This is a genomic window from Microcoleus sp. FACHB-68, assembly GCF_014695715.1.
Classification (GTDB): Bacteria; Cyanobacteriota; Cyanobacteriia; order Cyanobacteriales; family Oscillatoriaceae; genus FACHB-68.
This window is the reverse complement of the sequence record NZ_JACJOT010000008.1, coordinates 1,425,177-1,445,841: the sequence shown is the minus strand read 5'-3', so window position 1 is coordinate 1,445,841 and position 20,665 is coordinate 1,425,177. Positions and strand designations below refer to the sequence as shown.

At 47.8% G+C, this 20,665-nt stretch carries 20 protein-coding genes and 2 tRNA genes; 12 read left to right on the top strand and 10 right to left on the bottom strand.

Features of this window, described 5'->3' with window-relative positions:
* The first annotated feature begins 230 nt into the window (after positions 1 to 230).
* From H6F73_RS14680 to nadB, 4 genes are all read left to right on the top strand, one after another.
* Positions 231 to 959, top strand: a complete 729-nt coding sequence (locus H6F73_RS14680) for a DUF3120 domain-containing protein (RefSeq protein ID WP_190759436.1) — start codon at positions 231 to 233, stop codon at positions 957 to 959.
* Positions 960 to 1,078: 119 nt separating this feature from the next.
* Complete coding sequence (locus H6F73_RS14675; RefSeq protein WP_190759435.1) at positions 1,079 to 2,065, top strand: FHA domain-containing protein; 987 nt, start codon at positions 1,079 to 1,081, stop codon at positions 2,063 to 2,065.
* 218 nt (positions 2,066 to 2,283) lie between these two features.
* Positions 2,284 to 2,712, top strand: coding sequence for a photosystem II complex extrinsic protein PsbU (gene psbU, locus H6F73_RS14670; RefSeq protein WP_190759434.1), 429 nt, complete (start codon positions 2,284 to 2,286; stop codon positions 2,710 to 2,712).
* Between the two features lie 188 nt (positions 2,713 to 2,900).
* Positions 2,901 to 4,610 (top strand): L-aspartate oxidase, encoded by a 1,710-nt coding sequence (nadB, locus tag H6F73_RS14665; protein WP_190759433.1) that lies wholly within the window; start codon positions 2,901 to 2,903, stop codon positions 4,608 to 4,610.
* A 70-nt stretch (positions 4,611 to 4,680) separates the two neighbouring features.
* Here nadB and H6F73_RS14660 read toward each other — a convergent pair whose 3' ends face one another.
* From H6F73_RS14660 to H6F73_RS14650, 3 genes are all read right to left on the bottom strand, one after another.
* Positions 4,681 to 4,914 carry a hypothetical protein gene (locus tag H6F73_RS14660; RefSeq protein WP_190759432.1) on the bottom strand — a complete coding sequence of 78 codons (234 nt, stop codon included), beginning with the start codon at positions 4,912 to 4,914 and terminating at the stop codon, positions 4,681 to 4,683.
* A 324-nt stretch (positions 4,915 to 5,238) separates the two neighbouring features.
* On the bottom strand, positions 5,239 to 7,416 hold the full coding sequence (locus H6F73_RS14655) for a CHASE2 domain-containing protein (RefSeq protein ID WP_190759431.1): 2,178 nt from the start codon (positions 7,414 to 7,416) through the stop codon (positions 5,239 to 5,241).
* Between the two features lie 221 nt (positions 7,417 to 7,637).
* Positions 7,638 to 7,931: a 2TM domain-containing protein gene (locus H6F73_RS14650; RefSeq protein ID WP_190759430.1), complete on the bottom strand. Its 294-nt coding sequence runs from the start codon at positions 7,929 to 7,931 to the stop codon at positions 7,638 to 7,640.
* Between the two features lie 244 nt (positions 7,932 to 8,175).
* On the opposite strand from H6F73_RS14650, the gene H6F73_RS14645 reads away from it, so the two are divergent.
* On the top strand, positions 8,176 to 8,706 hold the full coding sequence (locus H6F73_RS14645) for a hypothetical protein (protein ID WP_190759429.1): 531 nt from the start codon (positions 8,176 to 8,178) through the stop codon (positions 8,704 to 8,706).
* A gap of 71 nt (positions 8,707 to 8,777) precedes the next feature.
* On the opposite strand, the gene moaC is transcribed toward H6F73_RS14645, so the two are convergent.
* Positions 8,778 to 9,290 (bottom strand): cyclic pyranopterin monophosphate synthase MoaC, encoded by a 513-nt coding sequence (moaC, locus tag H6F73_RS14640; protein ID WP_190759428.1) that lies wholly within the window; start codon positions 9,288 to 9,290, stop codon positions 8,778 to 8,780.
* 74 nt (positions 9,291 to 9,364) lie between these two features.
* Between moaC and H6F73_RS14635 the strand changes: the two genes are divergently transcribed.
* A tRNA-Arg gene (locus tag H6F73_RS14635) sits at positions 9,365 to 9,438 on the top strand.
* 51 nt (positions 9,439 to 9,489) lie between these two features.
* Here the strand turns inward: H6F73_RS14635 and H6F73_RS14630 are convergent.
* The gene (locus H6F73_RS14630) at positions 9,490 to 10,740 is read right to left on the bottom strand and encodes an MFS transporter (RefSeq protein WP_190759668.1); all 1,251 of its coding nucleotides are present in this window, start codon (positions 10,738 to 10,740) and stop codon (positions 9,490 to 9,492) included.
* 28 nt (positions 10,741 to 10,768) lie between these two features.
* Here H6F73_RS14630 and H6F73_RS14625 point away from each other — a divergent pair, with 28 nt between their 5' ends.
* Complete coding sequence (locus H6F73_RS14625) at positions 10,769 to 10,954, top strand: hypothetical protein (protein ID WP_190759683.1); 186 nt, start codon at positions 10,769 to 10,771, stop codon at positions 10,952 to 10,954.
* A gap of 10 nt (positions 10,955 to 10,964) precedes the next feature.
* Here H6F73_RS14625 and H6F73_RS14620 read toward each other — a convergent pair whose 3' ends face one another.
* Together H6F73_RS14620 and H6F73_RS14615 are read right to left on the bottom strand one after the other, a co-directional pair.
* Positions 10,965 to 12,026 (bottom strand): glycosyltransferase family 2 protein, encoded by a 1,062-nt coding sequence (locus tag H6F73_RS14620; protein ID WP_190759427.1) that lies wholly within the window; start codon positions 12,024 to 12,026, stop codon positions 10,965 to 10,967.
* Between the two features lie 192 nt (positions 12,027 to 12,218).
* Positions 12,219 to 12,977, bottom strand: a complete 759-nt coding sequence (locus H6F73_RS14615; RefSeq protein ID WP_190759426.1) for a C40 family peptidase — start codon at positions 12,975 to 12,977, stop codon at positions 12,219 to 12,221.
* Between the two features lie 174 nt (positions 12,978 to 13,151).
* Between H6F73_RS14615 and H6F73_RS14610 the strand changes: the two genes are divergently transcribed.
* Positions 13,152 to 14,087 (top strand): serine hydrolase, encoded by a 936-nt coding sequence (locus H6F73_RS14610; protein ID WP_190759425.1) that lies wholly within the window; start codon positions 13,152 to 13,154, stop codon positions 14,085 to 14,087.
* A 302-nt stretch (positions 14,088 to 14,389) separates the two neighbouring features.
* On the opposite strand, the gene H6F73_RS14605 is transcribed toward H6F73_RS14610, so the two are convergent.
* Positions 14,390 to 14,481 (bottom strand) — tRNA-Ser (locus H6F73_RS14605).
* 861 nt (positions 14,482 to 15,342) lie between these two features.
* Here H6F73_RS14605 and H6F73_RS14600 point away from each other — a divergent pair.
* Complete coding sequence (locus tag H6F73_RS14600; RefSeq protein ID WP_190759424.1) at positions 15,343 to 16,611, top strand: glycosyltransferase family 1 protein; 1,269 nt, start codon at positions 15,343 to 15,345, stop codon at positions 16,609 to 16,611.
* A gap of 154 nt (positions 16,612 to 16,765) precedes the next feature.
* On the opposite strand, the gene H6F73_RS14595 is transcribed toward H6F73_RS14600, so the two are convergent.
* Positions 16,766 to 17,629, bottom strand: a complete 864-nt coding sequence (locus tag H6F73_RS14595) for a mechanosensitive ion channel family protein (protein WP_190759423.1) — start codon at positions 17,627 to 17,629, stop codon at positions 16,766 to 16,768.
* A 302-nt stretch (positions 17,630 to 17,931) separates the two neighbouring features.
* On the opposite strand from H6F73_RS14595, the gene H6F73_RS14590 reads away from it, so the two are divergent.
* Positions 17,932 to 18,471 carry an isochorismatase family cysteine hydrolase gene (locus H6F73_RS14590; RefSeq protein WP_190759422.1) on the top strand — a complete coding sequence of 180 codons (540 nt, stop codon included), beginning with the start codon at positions 17,932 to 17,934 and terminating at the stop codon, positions 18,469 to 18,471.
* 401 nt (positions 18,472 to 18,872) lie between these two features.
* Entirely contained in the window at positions 18,873 to 19,082 is a 210-nt protein-coding gene (locus tag H6F73_RS14585; protein ID WP_190759421.1) for a chlorophyll a/b-binding protein, read from the top strand.
* 103 nt (positions 19,083 to 19,185) lie between these two features.
* Here H6F73_RS14585 and H6F73_RS14580 read toward each other — a convergent pair whose 3' ends face one another.
* Positions 19,186 to 19,452, bottom strand: a complete 267-nt coding sequence (locus H6F73_RS14580) for a hypothetical protein (protein WP_190759420.1) — start codon at positions 19,450 to 19,452, stop codon at positions 19,186 to 19,188.
* Positions 19,453 to 19,751: 299 nt separating this feature from the next.
* On the opposite strand from H6F73_RS14580, the gene H6F73_RS14575 reads away from it, so the two are divergent.
* Positions 19,752 to 20,651: an alpha/beta hydrolase-fold protein gene (locus H6F73_RS14575; RefSeq protein WP_242072446.1), complete on the top strand. Its 900-nt coding sequence runs from the start codon at positions 19,752 to 19,754 to the stop codon at positions 20,649 to 20,651.
* Positions 20,652 to 20,665: the final 14 nt, after the last annotated feature.

Sequence of the window (20,665 nt, the reverse complement as noted above, 5' to 3'; positions counted from 1 at the left end):
GGAGATGCCAATATTGCACCGGCAACCCCGGCACTTAAGAGTGTGAAAAATTGACTGCGTGATAAAGCCATGCTGTTGTCTGTCGTATTTCCAAGCGCAAATGAAGTAGACCTTCGGTAGAAACTGATGATATCCGGTACAATTCAGATAAGGAAAGATGCCCCCCAGGGGGATACAACCTGTGATATATTAAAGAATAATGAACATAAGTAAAGAATCTTAAAGAACTCTTGTTTAACGAAACTTTGTCCTCCTACACTTCTAACCCGCAGCCAGCGGAGCCGACCAGCAATTTTTCCCATGCTTTCTTATGGAAAATTACCTTAAGCGAAAGTTGGCGGATTTTCGCAGCGGCGATCTTCCTAGTTTCAGTGCCCGTATTTTTCCAAGCGCCCCTGGTACGGCAATTTCCGTTGCTGAGCTTAGCACTGACCGGCTGCTTGGTGTGGCTGGGTTGGAGGCTGCTATCAAATTCCTCAACCCATGTGTGGGGAGACTTATTGCTGGGGTTCACCGGCAGTTGGTTAGCCGGTTCAATTTATTGGGGCTGGTTGCGTTGGGAACCCGTACTGCACTTGCCGGTGGAGGCAATTTGTCTGCCGGTGGCATTGTGGTGCATCACCCGTCGCCGGCTGCAAGTAGGTAGTTGGTTTTATTTGGGTTCTTTATTAGGCACCGCCATTACCGACATATATTTTTATTTAGTCGATTTAATTCCGCATTGGCGGCAGATTATGCAAGTTGATCCCGCACTCGCGCTGCCAATCTTCCAAAGTGCCACCAAACAAGTGCAGACGCCTTGGGGCATCGGCTGGGCAATGGTTTTGCTCGTCGTTCTACTCGTTGCCGGTGTTGTCCCCTTGCGCTCAAAGCAGCTCCACTGGTGGGCGTTTGGTGGGGCAGTGTTGAGCACAATCTTGGTAGATAGCCTATTTTGGTTTGCCGCTTCTGCTGCCTGAGACAGATGAAACGATTGCTTCAAACTGCTACATAAAGCAACCATATAGGTGCTAACCAGAGCTAGGATCTAGTCTGACAACTAGACTTTTGAAACGACCTGCGGTCGTTAACTTAGCTCGTGCTGAAGTTACAACCCACTCCTCATCTAGTTCTAAGAACCGAAGCCGGTAATCGCTATCTGCCCTTAGCGGGTAGTAGTTGCTGGACAATTGGGCGCAGTGAAGATAACAATTTTGTTCTCCCAGATCGGTGGATCTCTCGCAACCACGCAATGTTGCAGCGCATGGAGAATGGAGAGTTTTATCTCATTGATTTGGGCAGCCGCAATGGTTCATTTGTGAACGGGCGGCGGGTGAGCATTCCCGTGACGCTACAAAATGGGGATCGCCTCACCTTTGGCCAAACAGAGTTAGCATTCTCCTGTCAATCTAGTCTCGATGCCGCCAAAGATGACGAAGACTCGGACGATTTTACGGCAACAGCGGCATTGCACGTGCGCCGGCTGATCTCTGTAATGGTGGTTGATATCCGCAGTTTCACCGTACTGACTCGCCAGCTAGAGGATCACATCCTTTCTGAGGTGATCGGGAGTTGGTTCCGCCAGTCAGGGGAGATTCTGCGATCTCACGGCAGCTGGGTTGATAAATATATTGGGGATGCGGTGATGGCTGTTTGGTTTCACAGCACTCAAAAAGTCAGTAATCAAGAGGTGATTCAGATTTTTCAAGCGCTGAGTGCCCTACATCAAGTCACGGAGGATCTCAGTCAGCGCTACCCCTTACCGTTTCCCTTACGCATCGGTGCCGGCGTCAATACAGGTTACGCAATGGTGGGGAACACCGGCAGCGGAGATCGCCCCGACTATACCGCCCTGGGGGATACGGTAAACGCCGCTTTTCGTCTGGAATCTTCCACAAAAGAAATTGGCATGGATATCGCTTTGGGCGAAACTACCTACCAACATCTCTCAGCTATTGGCGCTTCAGAAGCCCCGTTTCAGGCATATACAGTGAATCTTAAAGGCTACGATAGCCCAACCCTGACGTATGCCAGCACATTTGCCCACTTGCATAAGTTTTTGCACCGGAAACGTCAAGATCCTTAGCAGCAATGCCGGTTGGGCTAGATATGACGCGGATCGATTTGAGTTTTTAGGGTTTAGCGTCGGCAAAAATCGCTTAAACCCAGGTGAGGGGATTTCAGCTTTTAACGATGGCAGAAAGACCAGACCCTCCTCAACGGAATGCAATCTCAGTTCTACTGTAAAGAAATGGTAATCTCTTTAATATAAATGCTGTGTATGAGTGAGCGAGGAATTCCTTTATGAGACGATTGGTTCGCCTGTTGGCAGTTGTCGGCCTGTTAGTGGGCTGCCTGGGATGGTTGGGTCTGCCTCAGAATGCTTACGCTGCTAACTTGAGCGGTGTGGCATTTGTGCAAACGCCGGTTTTGGCCGAGTCAGGTTTGCGAAATCGGATAGACGACAAGCTAAATACCGAGTTTGGCCAAAAAATCGATCTAAATAACACCAATGTACGGGCATTTCGCAGTTATCCAGGGCTGTACCCAACCCTGGCCGGCAAAATTGTTGAAAATGCGCCCTATGAAAAGGTCGATGATGTACTCAACATTTCAGGCTTGACCGAACGCCAAAAAGAAGTGCTACAAGCCAACCTCGGCAAGTTCACGGTAACTGATGTGGAATCAGCCTTAGTAGAAGGTGATGATCGGATTAATAACGGCGTCTACTAGGGACTAGGGGCTAGGGAAGAGAGGGGCTAGTGATATATCAAGTTCCCCATCTCCCCCTCAATCCCAATTAAGGGCAACCGACAGGACTAGAGATTAGTCATCCGCCCTCCTATCGCCTTTTGTCAACTAAGGTTAAAGTAGAGCCAGATTAAAGGCTCAACCGATTGACAGAGGGCGATTTTTCATTAGTGAATCCTGCAAATACTGATTCATCAACCCAGCTAAACCTCCCAAGCCAGTTTGATGTCCTCGTCGTGGGCACCGGCGCAGCGGGGCTGTATGCGGCGCTTTGCCTGCCAGAACACTTCCAGGTTGGCTTGATTACAAAAGATAGGCTGCCTCAGTCCGCAAGTGATTGGGCGCAAGGCGGTATGGCGGCTGCTATCTCATCAGAAGATTCACCCAAACTCCACATTGAAGATACGTTGAAAGCCGGTGCCGGCTTGTGTGAGTTTGAGGCGGTGCGATTTCTCGCTGAAAAAGCCCCAGAATGCGTACACTCGCTGGTAAAGTTGGGGGTAGCGTTTGACCGGCAAGGAGACGACCTAGCACTGACGCTAGAAGCTGCTCACTCGCGCCGGCGTGTCCTCCATGCCGCAGACACTACAGGACGTGCGGTTGTCGGCACCCTCACAGCTCAAGTTTTAAACCGTAAGAATATTCAGGTGATCCAGCAAGCGTTTGCCTTGAGTCTCTGGATCGATCCCGACACGCAACGCTGTCAGGGGATTTGCTTAGTGTATCAAGGGCAAATTAGCTGGGTGCGTGCCGGCGCTGTGGTGCTGGCAACCGGCGGCGGCGGCCAAGTTTTTGCTCAAACAACTAATCCAGGGGTGAGCACCGGCGATGGAGTGGCCATTGCATGGCGTGCCGGTGCCATTTTGCGAGATTTAGAATTTGTCCAATTTCACCCCACCGCCCTCACCAAAGCCGGTGCGCCGCGATTTTTGATCAGTGAGGCAGTGCGGGGCGAGGGGGCGCACTTAGTCGATGATCAGGGATATCGCTTTGCCTTTGATTACCACCCTGCCGGTGAACTCGCCCCCAGAGATATCGTCAGCCGTGCGATTTTTAGTCATTTTCAGCGGATGGGGGTAGATCCGGCTGATGCAAACGTTTGGTTAGATTTACGTCCCATTCCAGAGGAGAGAATTCGTCACCGATTCCCGAATATTATCCAAGTATGCCGGCAGTGGGGAATTGATGTGTTCTCCCAACCCGTGCCGGTGGCACCGGCAGCTCATTACTGGATGGGTGGCATCATGACCGATTTAATCAACCAAACATCGATTCCGGGTTTATACGCAATCGGGGAAACCGCCAGTACAGGCGTGCACGGAGGCAACCGCCTTGCGAGTAATTCCTTACTTGAATGTATCGTCTTCGGTGCTCAACTTGCTCACCTAGACTTTCCCCTCTCCCCGTCTGCCTCTATTCCCCTCTCCCCCTCTTCCCCGCTTCCCCTGTCTGCAAAGGACTGGGCGACTGGGCAAGCCAAAATAGAAGCGCTGCGGCAAGATTTACCCCGCTTAGTTTGGCAAAGTGCCGGTATCTGCCGGGGACAGGCGGCGTTAGCCTCCGCCCTTAATTTGATAGAAACTTGGCAAGCAGAATTTTTGGCGCTTGCCATGAGCAAGTTCCTGCTTAACTTACAACCCGCCCAAACTCTCAGTATCAATTTACCGGATGCAGATGTGCACTTACGGAGTTGGGGAGAAACCCGCAACTTACTGGATGTGGCGTACTTAATTTTGACAAGCGCACAGTTTCGCACAGAAAGTCGAGGCGGACACTATCGCACAGATTTCCCTCAGCCAGATCCGGCTTGGCAAGTCCACACCTCAATCCAAAATTCTCACTGGTGGCAGTCGCCGGTTGGCACGACTGTAGACTCGTAGCAATCTTATAACCACTCAGCTTTTCGCTCTCAATCGTTGCGTGAGGTGCTAACGATTAAAGTTCTATTGCTTATTGATTGCTTCTTGTTTCCATATACCGGCTTCCGCCGTCGCCAGTATCCTTCGGCCCACCCCGTGGGGGAGGTTCATCCTCGGCTACCACAGTTTGCCCTAAGAGGGTTTGATAAGAATGGCTGTGAGCCGGTAGATTGAAACCAATACTAGCAGAAGCGCTTGCAGATGCACTTAACAGGAGGCCAGCTGCCAGAACGGTTCGGTAAGTGAATTTTATGACAGTATCCATCACACTTTTAGCCCCGAAACACTTAATTCTGTAGATGCTCCTCTAAGTATTCTATTATATCGGTATAATCACGGACTTGTCTACAAACATTCCGTAAATCCCGTATATTTACGCAACTACATTTAGCTTGATGCAACTACACACTGAAAGCCTTATCAGGCTTTGTTTTTAACAATAGCAAGAGTGAGCGCTCTGCTGAGTTTTGTGAAATTTTAATGAAATCTTTGGATTCCCAACGTTTTAAGTGCAAAAAAGCGGGAGTTAAGAGATTTGCGATCCCAAAACCGGCTATCGGCAGATTAATTAGTCGGAATCCTTTGTGAATCAGGCAACGTGATATTGGTTCTTACCCAAGTCTTTGGCACAGTACATAGCTGCATCCGCTTTATTAATTAAAGAATCAATTTCTTCAGCGTGCAGGGGATACAAACTGATGCCAATACTGGTTGTCACCGCAATCGTCGTTCCCTCAATTATAAAGGGATGGGATAAAGTTGTTAAAATTTTGTCTGCTACTTTTTCGGCATCCGGTATGCTGGGAATTGCCGGCAAAATTACTGTAAACTCATCTCCACCCAGACGGGAAACCGTATCACTACCACGCAAGCACCCGGTTAATCGGGCTGAAACGGCTTTCAGCAGTAAATCACCAATTTCATGCCCTAGGGTGTCATTAACGCATTTGAAGCCATCTAAATCCAAAAATAAAAGAGCCACCATTTGATGATTTATGCCGGCTCGTTCTAAAGACTGGCATAAGCGTTCGTAAAAGAGTTTCCGATTGGGCAAGCCGGTGAGTGTGTCGTGATAGGCCAAATGACGCAATCGATCTTCTGAAAGTTTTAATTCTTCATTAGAACGCGCTAATTCCGCTGCCGTGCGTTTTAAATCTTCTTCTATCTGCTTTCGCTCAGTAATATCACGAATCACACCCACTAAAAACAAATTGCCGGCAGCATCTTTGTGGAGCGAACGCTTGGTCGCGATCAAATGAGTGAAGCCTTTAGCATCTGTAAACTTTTCCTCCGATTCCTTGCCTTGACCACTGTTAAAGACCAGTTCATCTTGATCCCAAAAAGCTTCCGCTTCCTGGGCCGGAAAAAAGTCGGACTCTAATTTTTCAATTAATTTTTCATAAGGATAGCCAATAAATCGGCAATACGCCTCATTTAAAACAACCCACCGATGTTCTTTATTTTTAACAAAGATAGGATCGGGAATTGTATTAATTACCGTATATAAAAATTCTTTAGATTTTTTGAGTTCATCCTCAAGATTGGCAAAATAGGCCGTGATCGCTACCGCCGACCCACACAGCGTTAGCAGTGGCGGCACCACCGGCAGCCACCATCCGAGTAAAAACACCACGTAACAAAAGCCACTTAAGCCGGCACCCGCCAGAAAAATACTCAGGGCAGACCATCTCGGCGAACGCACTCTCCAACTCAGACTCGCCCCAATCCAAGACCAAACTAGAATCCATACCTTTTCAATCGGCTCATGCCAGACTTGGATTAAGGGTCGTTCATTTAGGGCCAGACTGAGAATCTGACTGATAAAATTGGCGTGAACCTCAACGGCAGACATCGATTGACGCCTGGAGATGAGGCTGCCGGTGTAAGGCGTATCTAAATAATCCTTGAGACTGACAGCCGTTGAACCGATCAAGACAATGCGATCTCGAAAAACATCAGCAGGAACCTTGCCGGCGAGAACATCGCTTATCGATACCGTGAGAAAGTGACCGGCAGGGCCGCGATAGTTTGCCAAAATTTGATAACCTTTTGCATCTACCGCCACATAAGCCCCATCATGAGCTTCCAAGGGTTGCAAGATGCCCCCCCCCAACTGCAAACGATCAGAACCTTTCGCAAGTGCTTTGATGCTGATCTTTTCTGCCTTGAGATACCTCAACACCAGTTGCAGCGCAAAACTTTTACGAGTCGTATCATCCCCCGGCCACCAGTACAGCACAGCACGACGAACCTTGCGATCTGAGTCAATAATCATGTTATTAAAACCCACCTGCTGGGGCTGACTCAGCATCGGCGGGGGAGGAACCGCCGGCCACTTTTCATCTTGAATTCGTTCAATCCCAATAATGTTAGGAATTGACTTGACAGTTTTCACTAACTGAGAATTACCGGGTTCTACTGGGAAATTCCGATAAATATCCAGACCGATGGCGCGAGGCTTGGCAGCATCCAACTTTTGCAAAACCTGGGCCAGCACTGCGTCCGAAATCGGCCATCGTCCAATTTGATTGATGTCTTCCTCATCAATCCCCACAATCACGACTCGTTTATCGACGGGTTCGAGGGGACGCCAGCGAAAAAACTGATCTAATGCTGCCCATTCTAAAGGCTGCAAAACACCAGAAAGACGCAAAATTATAATAAAGCCGGCAACACTTAAAGACGTCAGCAAGACGCGATGCCTTTGCCAATGCTGTTGCTTTAATTTGATCCATTTCGTGGGTTTTGAGTGTCTATCTGGCTGCATATTTATGCTTCGGTTACTTTAGCAGTCAGTGCAGATGACACCCAAACGGTGAACTCGTTGCCTTGAACTTAATCATAGCGCGTTGGCTAATCTTCTTCTTTATATCTGAGGTCAGCGAATACCGCTGATATTTGCTGCTAATAGGCAGAAAACAGCCAGCTTTATCGGCTAGCTGTTTCGCTTGCTGTCAATCTTCTGTTTGCGACAGATAAGAATCGGGATTATGATGACGGCGGCCCAGATTCAGAAGAGGCTTTGCTCAAAGATGCGGGAGCAGAGTCAGAGTAATCGGCAATCGCGAAAACGTAAAGGGCGTGACCCAGCAAAACCGTCAGCCAAATGCCGGTTAGCCAAGGCGTCCAATTCCACGCCGAAGATTGCAAGTTGCGGAAAAACCAAATACTAGAGTTGCACGCACCAAAAGCGGCAACGTGTATGGCAAAATTCATCCGGTCGTCTAAACGCCGGTAGGCGGGGTCTTGCCGGTCTGGTTTGCGTGGCCAACGAGGGGGCATAGGGAATTTTTAAACTAAAGTCAACAATACATCGCTTACTTCAATTATTGTAGAGCTTTCCTCAAACCCGCACCGCGACTTTCTATCGAGACCTGTTTTAGAAAATGGCCATCTCCAGCGACGCACGAACTCTACATTAAGATATAGATTGATTAATTTGAAGTTAAAACCTTACTGACAAGGCAAAGACTAGCGTTAGAATTCAAAAAGACTTCAATACCTCCTCTACACCCCAAAAAGTTTTGTGACTGCCTCGCGATTTCTGCACAAAGCCTCTTTAAAGCGCCACACGTACCTGGCTATCATGGCGCTTCCCGACGAAGCCTCTGCCTTCCAAGCCTACCGCCTGCTGCAATATCACGGCATCTCGCCTGAGCATTTGGCCATTGTAGGTGAAGGCTACAGTTCTGCTGAGCGAGTGGGTTTATTAGAGCCTACGCAGATCGCACTTCGTAAAGCCCGCCGTTTGGCGATGTTTACAGGGGCTTTCGGTGCGGTGATGGGTGCCGTTGCTTTGTCTATTTTGAATTTGGGATTCAAGATCCCTCTCAGCGTGAACTTAATGCTTGTGATCCCCGCCAGCAGCGTGATAGCCGGCTTTTTTGGGGCAGTTTTAGGAGCCTTATTTGGCTTTTTAGGAGAAGGCAGTACGGCTGGAATCTACCGGCATCATCTGCGTCAGGGACATTATTTGCTGATGATGGAAGGGCCAGAAAAGCTTGTCCGCCTGGGACAGGACGTTTTGAAACAATATTGTCTTCCCAAATCCCGTTAAAGCAATTTTAGATTTTAGACTAACAGTTTTAGATTTAATCCACCCGCACCCGCCCCTAAAATTTAAATCTCCTAACGTTGGTAATCGCCAGATTTGCCACCGGCTTTGCTGATCAAACGAATTGATTCAATCTCGATGGACTTCTCAAGGGCTTTGGCCATGTCGTAGAGCGTGAGTGCGGCAATGGAAACAGCAGTTAGGGCTTCCATTTCTACGCCGGTTTCTGCCTTGGTGATGACTTGGGCGCGAATTTGATATCCCGGCAGTTGGGGATCAGGAATCAGCTGGACATCTACTTTGTGCAGGGGGAGGGGATGGCACAGGGGGATCAGCTGGGATGTTTGCTTGGCTGCCATGATCCCAGCAATTTTGGCCGTTCCCAAAACATCGCCCTTTGGCGCGTTGCCGGCTTGAATCACTTCAAACGTAGCCTGTGACATTCGCACTTGGCCGGCAGCGACGGCTTGCCGCACAGTGGCTTGCTTTCCAGAAACATCCACCATCCGGGCTTCGCCCTGCTCATCCAAGTGAGTGAGCTGGTTTTGTGCCGGCAAGTTGGAAGTAGAAAAAAAATCTTGTGTCATTTCAGGAAGATGTGCTATTGTAGAATTTCGTGAGCGATGGACAGCGAAAAACAAACCGCTGAAAGCGCAAACAAGGGCTTGTAGCTCAGTGGACTAGAGCACGTGGCTACGGACCACGGTGTCGGGGGTTCGAATCCCTCCTAGCCCGTTAAAACCGTAAAAACTAAAAGGTCAGCGATAAAATTCTATCGTTGACTTTTTAGTTTTTGGCTTCTAAAGCATAAACATCTTTTTCCCGCCCCACCGCAAATCTGAGGGAATGGGATAAACTTTTGCTCGAGAAGGTAATGAAAATGATGAAGGCGAGCAATGCAATCACTGCAGCAATCGCAAACATATTTCGATAACCGACAGACTCGGCGATCGCACCCAAAATCGGGCCGGCAAGTACCAGCGCAAAGTCAAAGCCACCGATACATAAAGAAAAATACCGGCCCCGTTCTTTCGGTTCGCTGCGATCAGCAATCAGGGCGATCATCATGGGTAGCAACGTCCCTGACGCAGCCCCTTCAATGATTGCAGCCAGCAAAAAGTCTCTGGGACTGTAAGAATTCCATAGCACTAGCATCGACACACAGTAGCAAACTAAGCTGCCGGTGATAAACAGTCCACGACCATAGCGATCTGAAGCCGGCCCTGTGGGTAAGCGGATCGTAAAGCTAGCCACAGCAGCAGCACTGTAGAACAAACCGGGATTCAACGCAACACCTGTCTCCTTCATGAACAAAGGCACGAAGGTACTTATCGTCCCGAATACCAAGCCAATCATGAATAGTACAAGACTGGGAATGCGGACACGGGGGCTAAATAACAGCCGCCAGTATTTTTGACCGGCTGGCTTGGTCATGTTTTGTGCGGGTTGGCTTGCCGGTTCAGCATCGCCTTCCGTAACCCGTGTAGTAAACAGCAGACTCAGCACCCCTAAACCGGCAGACATGAGAAATAGCGGCGGGTAGCCGGTGGACTCTAGCAAAAAGCCCCCAATTGCCGGCCCTAGTGCCATCCCAATCGGATTAACCAAACTCATATATCCCAGTAACTCACCCCGTTGTTTCGGTGGGGATAAATCGGTTACAAGGGCGCTGTAGCCGGTGGTAAATGCCGCAATACTAATGCCGTGGAAAGCACGGATTACCATCAGCCAGGGAATCGAATCAACCAATAAATAGCCAAACGGTGCGAGAGATGCCACAGTCGCACCCAGAAGCAAAACAATTTTACGCCCCCGCCGGTCTGCCAGTGGCCCTAACCAAGCACGAGATGGCAGCAAACCCAGGGCAAAGGCACCCATTACCAGACCAATTTGTTGCTTTGTGCCACCCACATACTCAACATAAAGCGGCAAAGTTGGCAGCAGAGAGGCCATACTCGCCCAAAACAACAAGCCGGCGAAGAACAAAACCAGCAAACTTTTGCGCCGCTGCGGTTCAAGCGTGAAGAAAACTTTCAAAGCACCGAGTTCTCCTTGAAAGGATGGGATGAATGAGACAACCGGGATCGCCGGCATCTTCTCTCATCCTAGTTCGCTTCAGCCTGAATTGTTAAGGAATGTAAATATTTTGGGGCATGGGGCATGGGGCATGGGGGATTGGGCATGGGGCATGGGGGATTGGGCATGGGGGATTGGGAAGATTAAGTGTTCTCCCGTAGTCCCTAGTCCGTAGTACCTAGTCCCTAGCCTTTAGGCTCAATCACCTCTCGCACGCGGTAGATGGGGCGACCTTGAGATTCGTGGTAGGTACGCATCAACAGTTCTGTTATTAGACCAAAGCTAAATAACTGCAGGCCGGTGACAAGAAGCAAGACAGCCAAAATGAGCAAAGGCCGGTTGCCAATACTTTGACCCAAACCGAGTTTGACGAAGGTTAAATAAAGCCCTATTATTGTCCCGAATATCATGGAAATTAGACCAAACAGGCCAAAAACGTGCATAGGGCGCGTGAGGAATTTTTTCATGAAGAAAATAGTGAATAAATCCATCAGCACGCGGAATGTCCGGTCTAACCCGTATTTACTCTGACCGAACCGGCGGGCATGGTGGCGCACCGGCATCTGAGTGATTCTTGCCCCTTCAATAAAGGCAAGTGCCGGCAAAAATCGATGTAACTCTCCATAAAGGTTCAGGTCTGCTACCAGTTCGGCGCGGTAAGCTTTGAGTGAGCAGCCGTAATCGTTCAATTTCACGCCGGTGACTCGCGCGATCAGCCAGTTAGCAATTTTAGACGGCAGCAACCGTGTTAACGCTGCGTCTTGCCGGTTTTTGCGCCAGCCACTGACTAAGTCATAGCCTTCATCTAATTTAGCGACCAGTAGAGGAATATCCGCTGGATCGTTTTGCAAGTCGCCATCTAATGTAACGATGGTACGGCCCTGAGCATGATTAAATCCTGCTGCCATCGCGGCAGTTTGACCGTAGTTGCGACGCAATAATACCGCTCGCAGGTGGCCGTTTGGGTTAGATTTTGCCTGAGAAGTCTCAGATTCCGTGGCAAATTTATCTTCTAAACCTGTTCGGACAAGTTGCCTAAGCAGTTCTCCTGAGCCATCTGTTGAGCCATCATCTACACAGATGATTTCGTAGTTTAGGTCGCTTGCCCTGAGTGTGGTTACAATTGCCTCAATCAGTTGAGGCAGGCTTTCCACTTCGTTAAAAATTGGCACAACCACCGACACATCTGGGATCAGCTCGTTAGCAGAACTATTTCGCACTGCCGGTTTTTCAAGAAATATGTCCATCACACCTGCCTCACACCATCGAGGTCAACCTCGAATGTTATACCATTTCGGATTTTGGATTGCTTGCGCCCAGTCGGTTTTGTATCCAAACTTGTTGGATGCCGGCATCTACCAAAATACGATTCACAATTTTTTTATCCGAAATCTATTTCTGTGATTGTTTGAGTTGGAAAAGCCCAGCAAAATCTAAAATTAAGCCTTGCCTGTCTCAATTAAACGCGGTTGATAACTAGCAACGATGCGACCGGCACCCCGCAGTTGCCGATAATATGCTTGAGAAACTTCATGTCCGTTCTCTGATAGAACATCAATTCCAATGCCATTACGACCTTGGTTTTTTCCTGAACTGTGGATATAATTTCCCTCTCCTAAATAAAGAGCGACGTGGGTGGCTTTATGTGCCGGCCCAAAAAAGATTAAATCACCGGGTTGCAAGTCATCTATGGAGATTGGTTGGGTAAACGCCTCTTGTTGATAGGCATCTCTGGGCAACCAAACCCCTACTGAATTAAACGCCGCTTGCATCAGTCCGGAACAGTCGTAATTTGGCCCTAGCGTGCCGCCCCACAGGTATTCATTGGGTGTCTGCATGGCAGCGTGGGTAAAGGCGATGGCTGCCGGCAAGCGCTGTTTAATCTCCGCCTCCGACAGGGCATTTGCCTGATACAACTGAAAAGCGAGTTCCAGCCGGTCAAGGTCTGAAATGGCCAACCAGCCTGGATAATCATCTTCACATAGCTGCACTTTAATGCTGGTTGCTGTATTTTTATCGCTTTCGTCTGCCCGCAGGGAGACAATCCGCAAATGCCGCCCTTTTGCTGCCTGAGTTGCCAAGCGGTCGCAGTTGGGGGAATCATATAAGTTAAGATTTGCCGAACAGGAATACTGGCGCAGAAGCGCTTCATCGGGGTTAGAAGTCAAGGTTGCTTGCAGTTGGGCAATAGAAACCATTTTTTATTCTTTGTCAGCGCTCAGCGATCGGTAGAATTGTCTGTGGTCATGGGAAAAGAAAGTAGAGGAATACAAGACCGGCTACTAGGAAATTTTATCCTTTAAACTCTAGCCGCTTGCTCTGAACCCCATTGCCAATTTCCCCTTTTCACTTCAACTGATAACGGATAACTAATGACGTTTTTTCGTAAAGACGACCAATTAGAAACGCTAGGCACCGGCATCCTAGAGTCCACTTGGGCCAAGTTTCCCGGCTTAGCTCAAAATCAAGTTGCGATTACTTGGATAGTTTACGATCAGCCAGTGCCGGTGAATACCGGCGGTGCACTAAGTCCCGATGCGTTTTGGCAGCATTCTGTACGAGGCTTTAGCTATCGGGGGGTTGAGCGCATCTACCCGGCGAGTGTGGTGAAGCTGTTCTATTTGGTGGCGGTGCATGAGTGGCTGGAAAAAGGGATGAGCCAGAATTCAGCGGAACTCGAACGCGCGATTCGGGATATGATTGTCGATTCGAGCAATGATGCCACGAGTCTGGTAATGGATGTCTTAACCGGCACTACCAGTGGCCCAGAGTTGTCGGCTGGCCCGTTTGAAACTTGGAAACAGCAACGTAACCTGATCAACCGCTATTTTCAATCCTTCGGGTGGCCAGAGTTTGAGAGTATTAATGTTAACCAAAAAACTTGGTGTGATGGCCCTTACGGTCGGGAACGGGCTTTTTTGGGCGAGTTAATGGAAAATCGCAATATGCTCACCACCAATGCGACTGCTCGGTTGCTGCACAGTATCATCGGCGGTGTGGCGGTTTCTTCGGTGCGTTCCCAAGCGATGATGGAACTGATGAAACGCAGTTTAAACCCTGCCGATCTCGCTGCTGATCCTGAAAATCAAGTGACGGGTTTTTTTGGTGCTGGTGTGCCTTTGGATACCAGGGTTTGGTCTAAAGCCGGTTTGACTAGCCAAGTCCGTCACGATGCTGCTTACATTGAGTTACCTAACCGGCAGCCCTATTTGCTGGTTGTGTTTATAGAAGGTAAGGCACACAGTACCAACGAAGCGATTTTACCTTTTGTCTCGGAGCAAATTGCTGCGGCTGTTTGTTCTTGGTAAAATTTTACACAGGGCAGCCGGTGAAAAAGTCGCCCCTGTACGGATTGACATTTTTGCTGTTTACCCATTCCTAGGAAGTGCCGGCAGCCTATAAAATTTTGCATAAAGTGATTGACCGGATTCATCATCCGGCTGTCCCCTTATTTCACGCACACGTTTATAGTGCTTTGAATGAAGCCTGTTGAAAAAAGTTAGGCTCCTAGGACAAAAACGTTACACCCCGCCAAGAAAAAGCAAACACTTAATCCATCCCAGAAATCTCTTCCTAGCTGGGATGGCTGTGCTACAAACTGTTTAAGGAACGGAGAAGGAGGGATTCGAACCCTCGGTACGGAGTTACCTGCCGTACAACAGATTAGCAATCTGCCGCTTTCGACCGCTCAGCCACCTCTCCAAGGTCACAATTACTTATCGTAGCACACATTTTCTGTAGTGCGTCAACTCGCTCCATATTTTTTTTGCGAATGTAGACTCCTCTCAACCTGCCGGCACCCGATAGCGGCGCAAAAGCCCCACAAATCAAGTCGAGCAGGACTGTTCGGGCGATTGCGATTTAACTGAAAATCGAGTGATTAAGAAACGGGAGTAAGCTGGGGGACTCTGACAACCAACTAAATTTGTTTTTACAATGTAATTAAATTTTATGTTTGAAAACTTGAGCTTCCCTAGCCACTCAAGTCTCGCAAACTCAAGCTACTGCGCGAAATTTAGATTAAGTTTTTGACAAGGAGAGAGCTTGATTATAATATATGAAGATTCGTTAAGGCACTTTTAACTCAGCAAACTATTCTGCCGAACGAGTTATTTAGCCTGTAAGTTTTAATCAGCACAACCAGCTGTATCCAAAGGTCAAATCTTCGTCCTTACATTTGGCATAGTGAAATATAGCCTAAGGAGGATACCCTAGAGAGGCCATGCGATTTAAATTTAACTTATCCTAGAACTCAAGAAAATCTGGATTTAACTAGCTGAAGAGTCAATCAGATTTAGAAAAACACTAAAAGGATTTTTAGTAAGATTTTTCTAACAAAAATTCGGACTCAACCGTGAAGTAAATCCGGCAACGGTCATGGCCATCCGTAGTAATCACAACCCTGAATTCTGTGGATTTTAGCTCAGTGAATAGCCTTCACTAGCATTAGGCTCTGCGGTTTCATCTATGAGCCGAAACCCTAACAGAGCTAAAAGAGCAACAGATGATTGCAAGCGCAAATCATCGCTCCAAATTTTCTAGAAGTAGGGGAAAACAAAACCTATGATTTCTTCAAAAAAACAGCGTATCGCTCTCATCTCCGTCCACGGCGATCCCGCAGTAGAAATTGGTAAAGAAGAGGCGGGGGGACAAAACGTTTATGTGCGCCAAGTCGGTGAGGCGCTGGCAAAGCGGGGCTTGGAAGTTGATATGTTTACCCGTAAAGCCAATAAGCAAGACGCCACGGTGGTCGAACACAGTCCGAACTGCCGGACGATTCGGTTAACGGCTGGGCCAGAAGAATTTATCCCCCGCGACAATCTGTATGGATACTTACCAGCATTTGTGGAAGAATTTTTAAAATTCCAATCTTCAAATGGCGTTGAATATCCGGTCGTCCATACGAATTACTGGCTTTCATCTTGGGTCGGGATGGAGCTGAAAAAAGTTCAACCGATAAAGCAAGTTCATACTTACCATTCTTTGGGAGCGGTTAAGTATAAGTCGATTGCTACGATTCCAATGATTGCCACAACTCGCTTAGCGGTTGAAAAGACAGTTTTAGAGACCGCAGATCGAATTGTTGCCACCAGTCCGCAAGAAAAGAAACACATGAGAGAACTGGTTTCCGCAAAGGGAAATATTGATATTATTCCTTGTGGGACAGATATCCGCCGGTTTGGCTCGGTTTCCAAGCAGGAAGCGCGGCACCAGTTGGGAATTGATTCAGACACGAAAGTGGTTTTATATGTTGGACGCTTCGATCCGCGTAAGGGTATTGAAACTGCCGTCCGCGCGGTTGGGCAGTCTCAGCTTCGCGGAGATGCTAAGTTCAAGCTGATTATCGGCGGTGGTTCTCGTGCCGGCCAAAGTGATGGCAAAGAACGCGAACGCATTGAGGGAATTGTTAGCGAACTTGGCTTGAGCGATCTAACCGTTTTTCCCGGACGTTTGGGTCCCAACGATCTGCCGACTTATTACGCAGCAGCGGATGTGTGCGTGGTTCCTAGCCACTATGAACCCTTTGGCTTGGTGGCAATTGAAGCGATGGCGTGTGGAACGCCGGTGGTGGCATCTGATGTCGGGGGACTTCAGTTTACAGTTGTACCAGAAGAGACTGGGTTGCTGTGTCCGCCTAAGAATCCGGCTGCTTTTGCCGGCGCAATCGACCGCATTCTGGCAAATCCAGATTGGGGAATGCAAATGGGTCAAGCTGCCAGAAAGCGCGTGGAAATGAAGTTCAGCTGGGATGGCGTTGCCGCACAACTGAGCGATCTGTACACGCAACTTGTGCAAGTGCCGGCTCAAGAAGTTGGGCCTGTCAGCGCGTAATATGAAGCTTGATCAGTTAAACCTATAAGTTATCTTTTTTTATACAGCAGCTTTAAAATTCAAAGCTGCTGCTTTTAGTTATGGGGTGCCGGTTTTCATAAATTTTTGACAGAAAGTTTTAAAGACAAGCCGGCAGACAGCCGGATCAAAGTTGTTAACAATCATCTGCCGGCGGCTCAGTTTCTTTGAGCGTTTCTTTAACAATTTGTTGCACTTGCGATTTCACCTGTTCGTAAGCTTCAGCCGCACACCAAGGACGTAAAGATAAAACCGTTCCGGTTGCTATCGAGACAACAATACAACTTGGCTGCGGTTCTTCCAAAACAAGCGGATGGGTTTGAACCAGTGATATTAGCTGAACCATTGTCGGGCCGATAGGACGTTCGCCAATATTAACTTCGATATCAACCCGCCGCGTACCCACTGCAGTTGTATTTTTCAGCGTCCCATTAAAAAGTTGACCGTTCGGCACAATAATTTTGACGCGATCTGGGGTTAAAAGGGTTGTGGAAAAAATGCCGATGCCATCTACCGTACCGGCAACACCGGCACCTTCAATAGTATCCCCCACCTCAAACGGACGCAAACTGATGAGCATCACACCGGCAGCAAAATGAGAAAGCGTATTTTGCCAAGCCAAACCGATGGCAATACCGGCAGCTCCCACCACCGCAACCACACTTGTTGCCTGAATTCCCACCGCATTCAAAGCACCCACAACACCGACAACCAGCGTTAAAATTTCAGCGGCTTGGATCAGGAACTTGCGTAATGTGGGTTCTGTGCGATTGAGGACGCGGCGCAAGGAACGACTGATCACACCAATGGTTAATCGCGTGAGTAACAAAATTCCCAGCGCCCAGAGAAATTGAGGGACAACCTTAAAGCCTAAGTCAAGCAGCTTTCTCCAAACTTCCAGCGCTTGCAATACAGCCGCATATCTGCGCGGATCTAATAGCTGAGGATCGGCTGTTTCAACTTGACATAACCAGAGGACTTTGGAGAGGAATTCAGGCATGGCAGTTATGTAATTAAGAATTTGAGCCGGCATCAGGGAATTAGGAAATTTAGAAATTTCGTGCCGGTGACGGAATTAATATACAGCACGAAACAATGCCCATTGTTATGCAAAACAAAATTCGCTCTACTTGTAAAATCGGATGCCTGCCATTACAGACAATTTTCTCCCCCTCTCTTCCCGCAAGTCCCTAATTAGCCGGCTAAAATCTTTCGTTAGGGAGATTCAGCGCAGGTGTCAAGTCAATTAGATGTAAAGCAGCTAACAAAAACTCAGCGCCCTCTTGAGGAGAGCTTTTAGAAATGTCTGAGGCATTACTCATCGTTGATGTGCAAGCCGGCTTTATTAACGACTTCACGCATCATATCCCGCAACGCATCGTCCGCCTGATCCAAGCCGGCGAGTATGCACCACTGATTTTTACTCGGTTCATTAACGATCAAGAAGGGCCGTACTGTCGCTTTCTCAACTGGAATGGATGCGCCGGCGATCCTGAAATTAACATTGTCCCAGAACTGCAACCCTATGCCTCGCCGGATCTAATCTTTGCTAAGTCGGGACTGTGCGGGATGCCAGATGAACTCACCGGCTATCTGCGCGAAAACTCTATCGAGAAAATTTTTATTGCCGGCATCGACACAGATATGTGTGTGTTGAAAATTGCAATGGATGTGTTCGACATCGGCATTGAACCGATCGTGATCACCGACTGCTGCGCCAGTACAGCCGGCTTGCAAGCGCACCTAGCCGGTTTGGCGGTACTTAGCCGTAATATTGGTGCCAACCGGCTACGCGATGCCGGTCTGAGTGAGGGAATGCTGGCTGCACCTGCTGCATCCTGATCGCAATAGTTTTATTAACTGCCGGTGAATTTAATACACTTAGCTTGCTAGCGGATGCGCCCTCGCACCGCTAGTTTTGCTATGGATTTTAATAAAGTCAGCTGTTTGAATTCGTAGCCTATGCAACAGTGTGGCGTGGCATCCACCTATTGAAATACTTTCTAAGGCAACCCGTCGATTTTCCTCAGATCAGCTTCCACAGGGAACCCCCTGCCTACTGGCAAGCCGTGTGGGATTAACAAAAATGGGCTTTAAGTATCTGGCCGCCGTCTTAAGGCAGACTTTTGGCCATTTGAGGCTATTCTTTTCCTTACCTAAAGGAAGATGGCGCTTCCCGCAAGCATTCTTTACATTACTTAATAACAGCACACAACACGCTTACTGAATTCGGAGATTTAATCATGAGTAACACACCTGCACCCAACACCGACCCTACTTACCAAGGTCAATTCCAACGCAAATACGGCGAATTCGGAACCAAGTTCGAGTTTGGTTCTAACCCGACTGCCGAACTTTGGAACGGTCGTTTGGCAATGCTGGGCTTCCTGATTGCCCTGATTGTTGAGCTAACCACCGGCCAAGGTGTTCTCCACTTCTTGGGTCTGTACTAAATTCTAAGTCTATTCCTGTAAAGCCTTAGCGGCTTGAAATCGTTAAAAAAATTGGGGACTCTGTGAAGGGTTCTCAATTTTTTTTGAGTTGATCAGTAGAGTTCTACTCGTTATTTGGCACTTCATCCAGCAGAATTTCCCATGCCGGTGGCTCATCACTAAGCACTTCCCACAGTTGCACTTGATTTGCCTTAACCCGCAAAGAATCTTCATGCACTGAGATCACTTTTAATCCCGCTCGTTTTAACAGCTCTGCATAATAATCTATCCCTTGAGCTTTAATACTTTCATCATGGGGCTTGTTGTAGTAAGAGTCAGCTTTGCTCTTTGTCAGCTCATAAATGCCGGTTTCGGGATTATACTCACTCATGGGTCTTTCCTCATGAACACTAGAAAAAAGATAGGGTTCTGGAGTTATACTCAGTTTTGCAGCTACCTTCTTAAAAAAAATTAATTTATCGCTCGGCTTTTCAGAGAAACTAGCGCCGGCTTCGGTTTGCAGCGCAGTTGCTGTCTGAGCCGAGCGGAATTAAAGCATTCTAAAGTTTACCATTATCTGCAAAATTTTGAGGAGAGGAGGATTTAAAAGGCTTCTATTTGACGAAAAAAAGGTTTATAATATTAAGTTCGTTTATTTTGAAATTTTACAGAATGCTCATGTCGAAGTTCATGGCACGATTGATATTTCTTCCTTTTTTATTTTTTAGTTTAGAAAGTTGTTCCAATCCAAAATCGGCAATCCAGGCTCAAGATGTTAATCCAAAAGAGCCAAATGTAAGTTCTCCCTCACCACAGCCGGCAGCAGCAAAACTTAAAGCCGGCTGGAGTAAAAATCTGAAAGTGGATGATGTTGCTTACGATATTTACATTCCCCAAAATTATCGCAACCGTTCGATAGTTGTCCTTCCAGGCTGGGATTTTCCGCGTACTAGCTGGGTAGAAGATTCTCCGCTTGTTAAATATGCTGATCAATATGGATACGCTCTGATTTTGCCAGAAATGTTACAAACCTTATATGAAAGTTCCTATTATCCAGAAACTCAACTGAAATGGAATAAAATGCCGGGGGGAGAATTTATTAAGAAGCGTTTTATTCCGGAAATACAAAAAAGACATAATTTGTTAAAGCAAGGGGAGAATAATACCTTGCTGGGACTTTCCACCGGCGGCAGGGGAGTCGCACTAATTGCTCTGGAAAATCCAGGGTTATTTGTAGCGGGAGCAAGTCTTTCTGGAGATTTTAGCCAAGAAAATACGCCCGAAGACCGGCTAATGACCGCTGTCTATGGTTCGTTTAACAAATTTCCTGAAAGATGGAAAGGTCGAGACAATCCGATGGCGCGAGTTTCAGAATGGAAGATGCCTTTATATCTTGCTCACGGTACGGCTGATAATATCGTACCCGAAGAACAAAGCCGGCTATTTTATCAGGCGCTTGTGCAAAGCCAGGGTAATAAAATTCAGGTGGAATATCATCCGATTAAAGGTGCGGCACATGACTATAAGTTTTGGGGGAGACAACTACCGGCTGTTTTTACATTTTTTGACAAGATCATTGAGAGTCGGTGAGCGATAGTATTAGA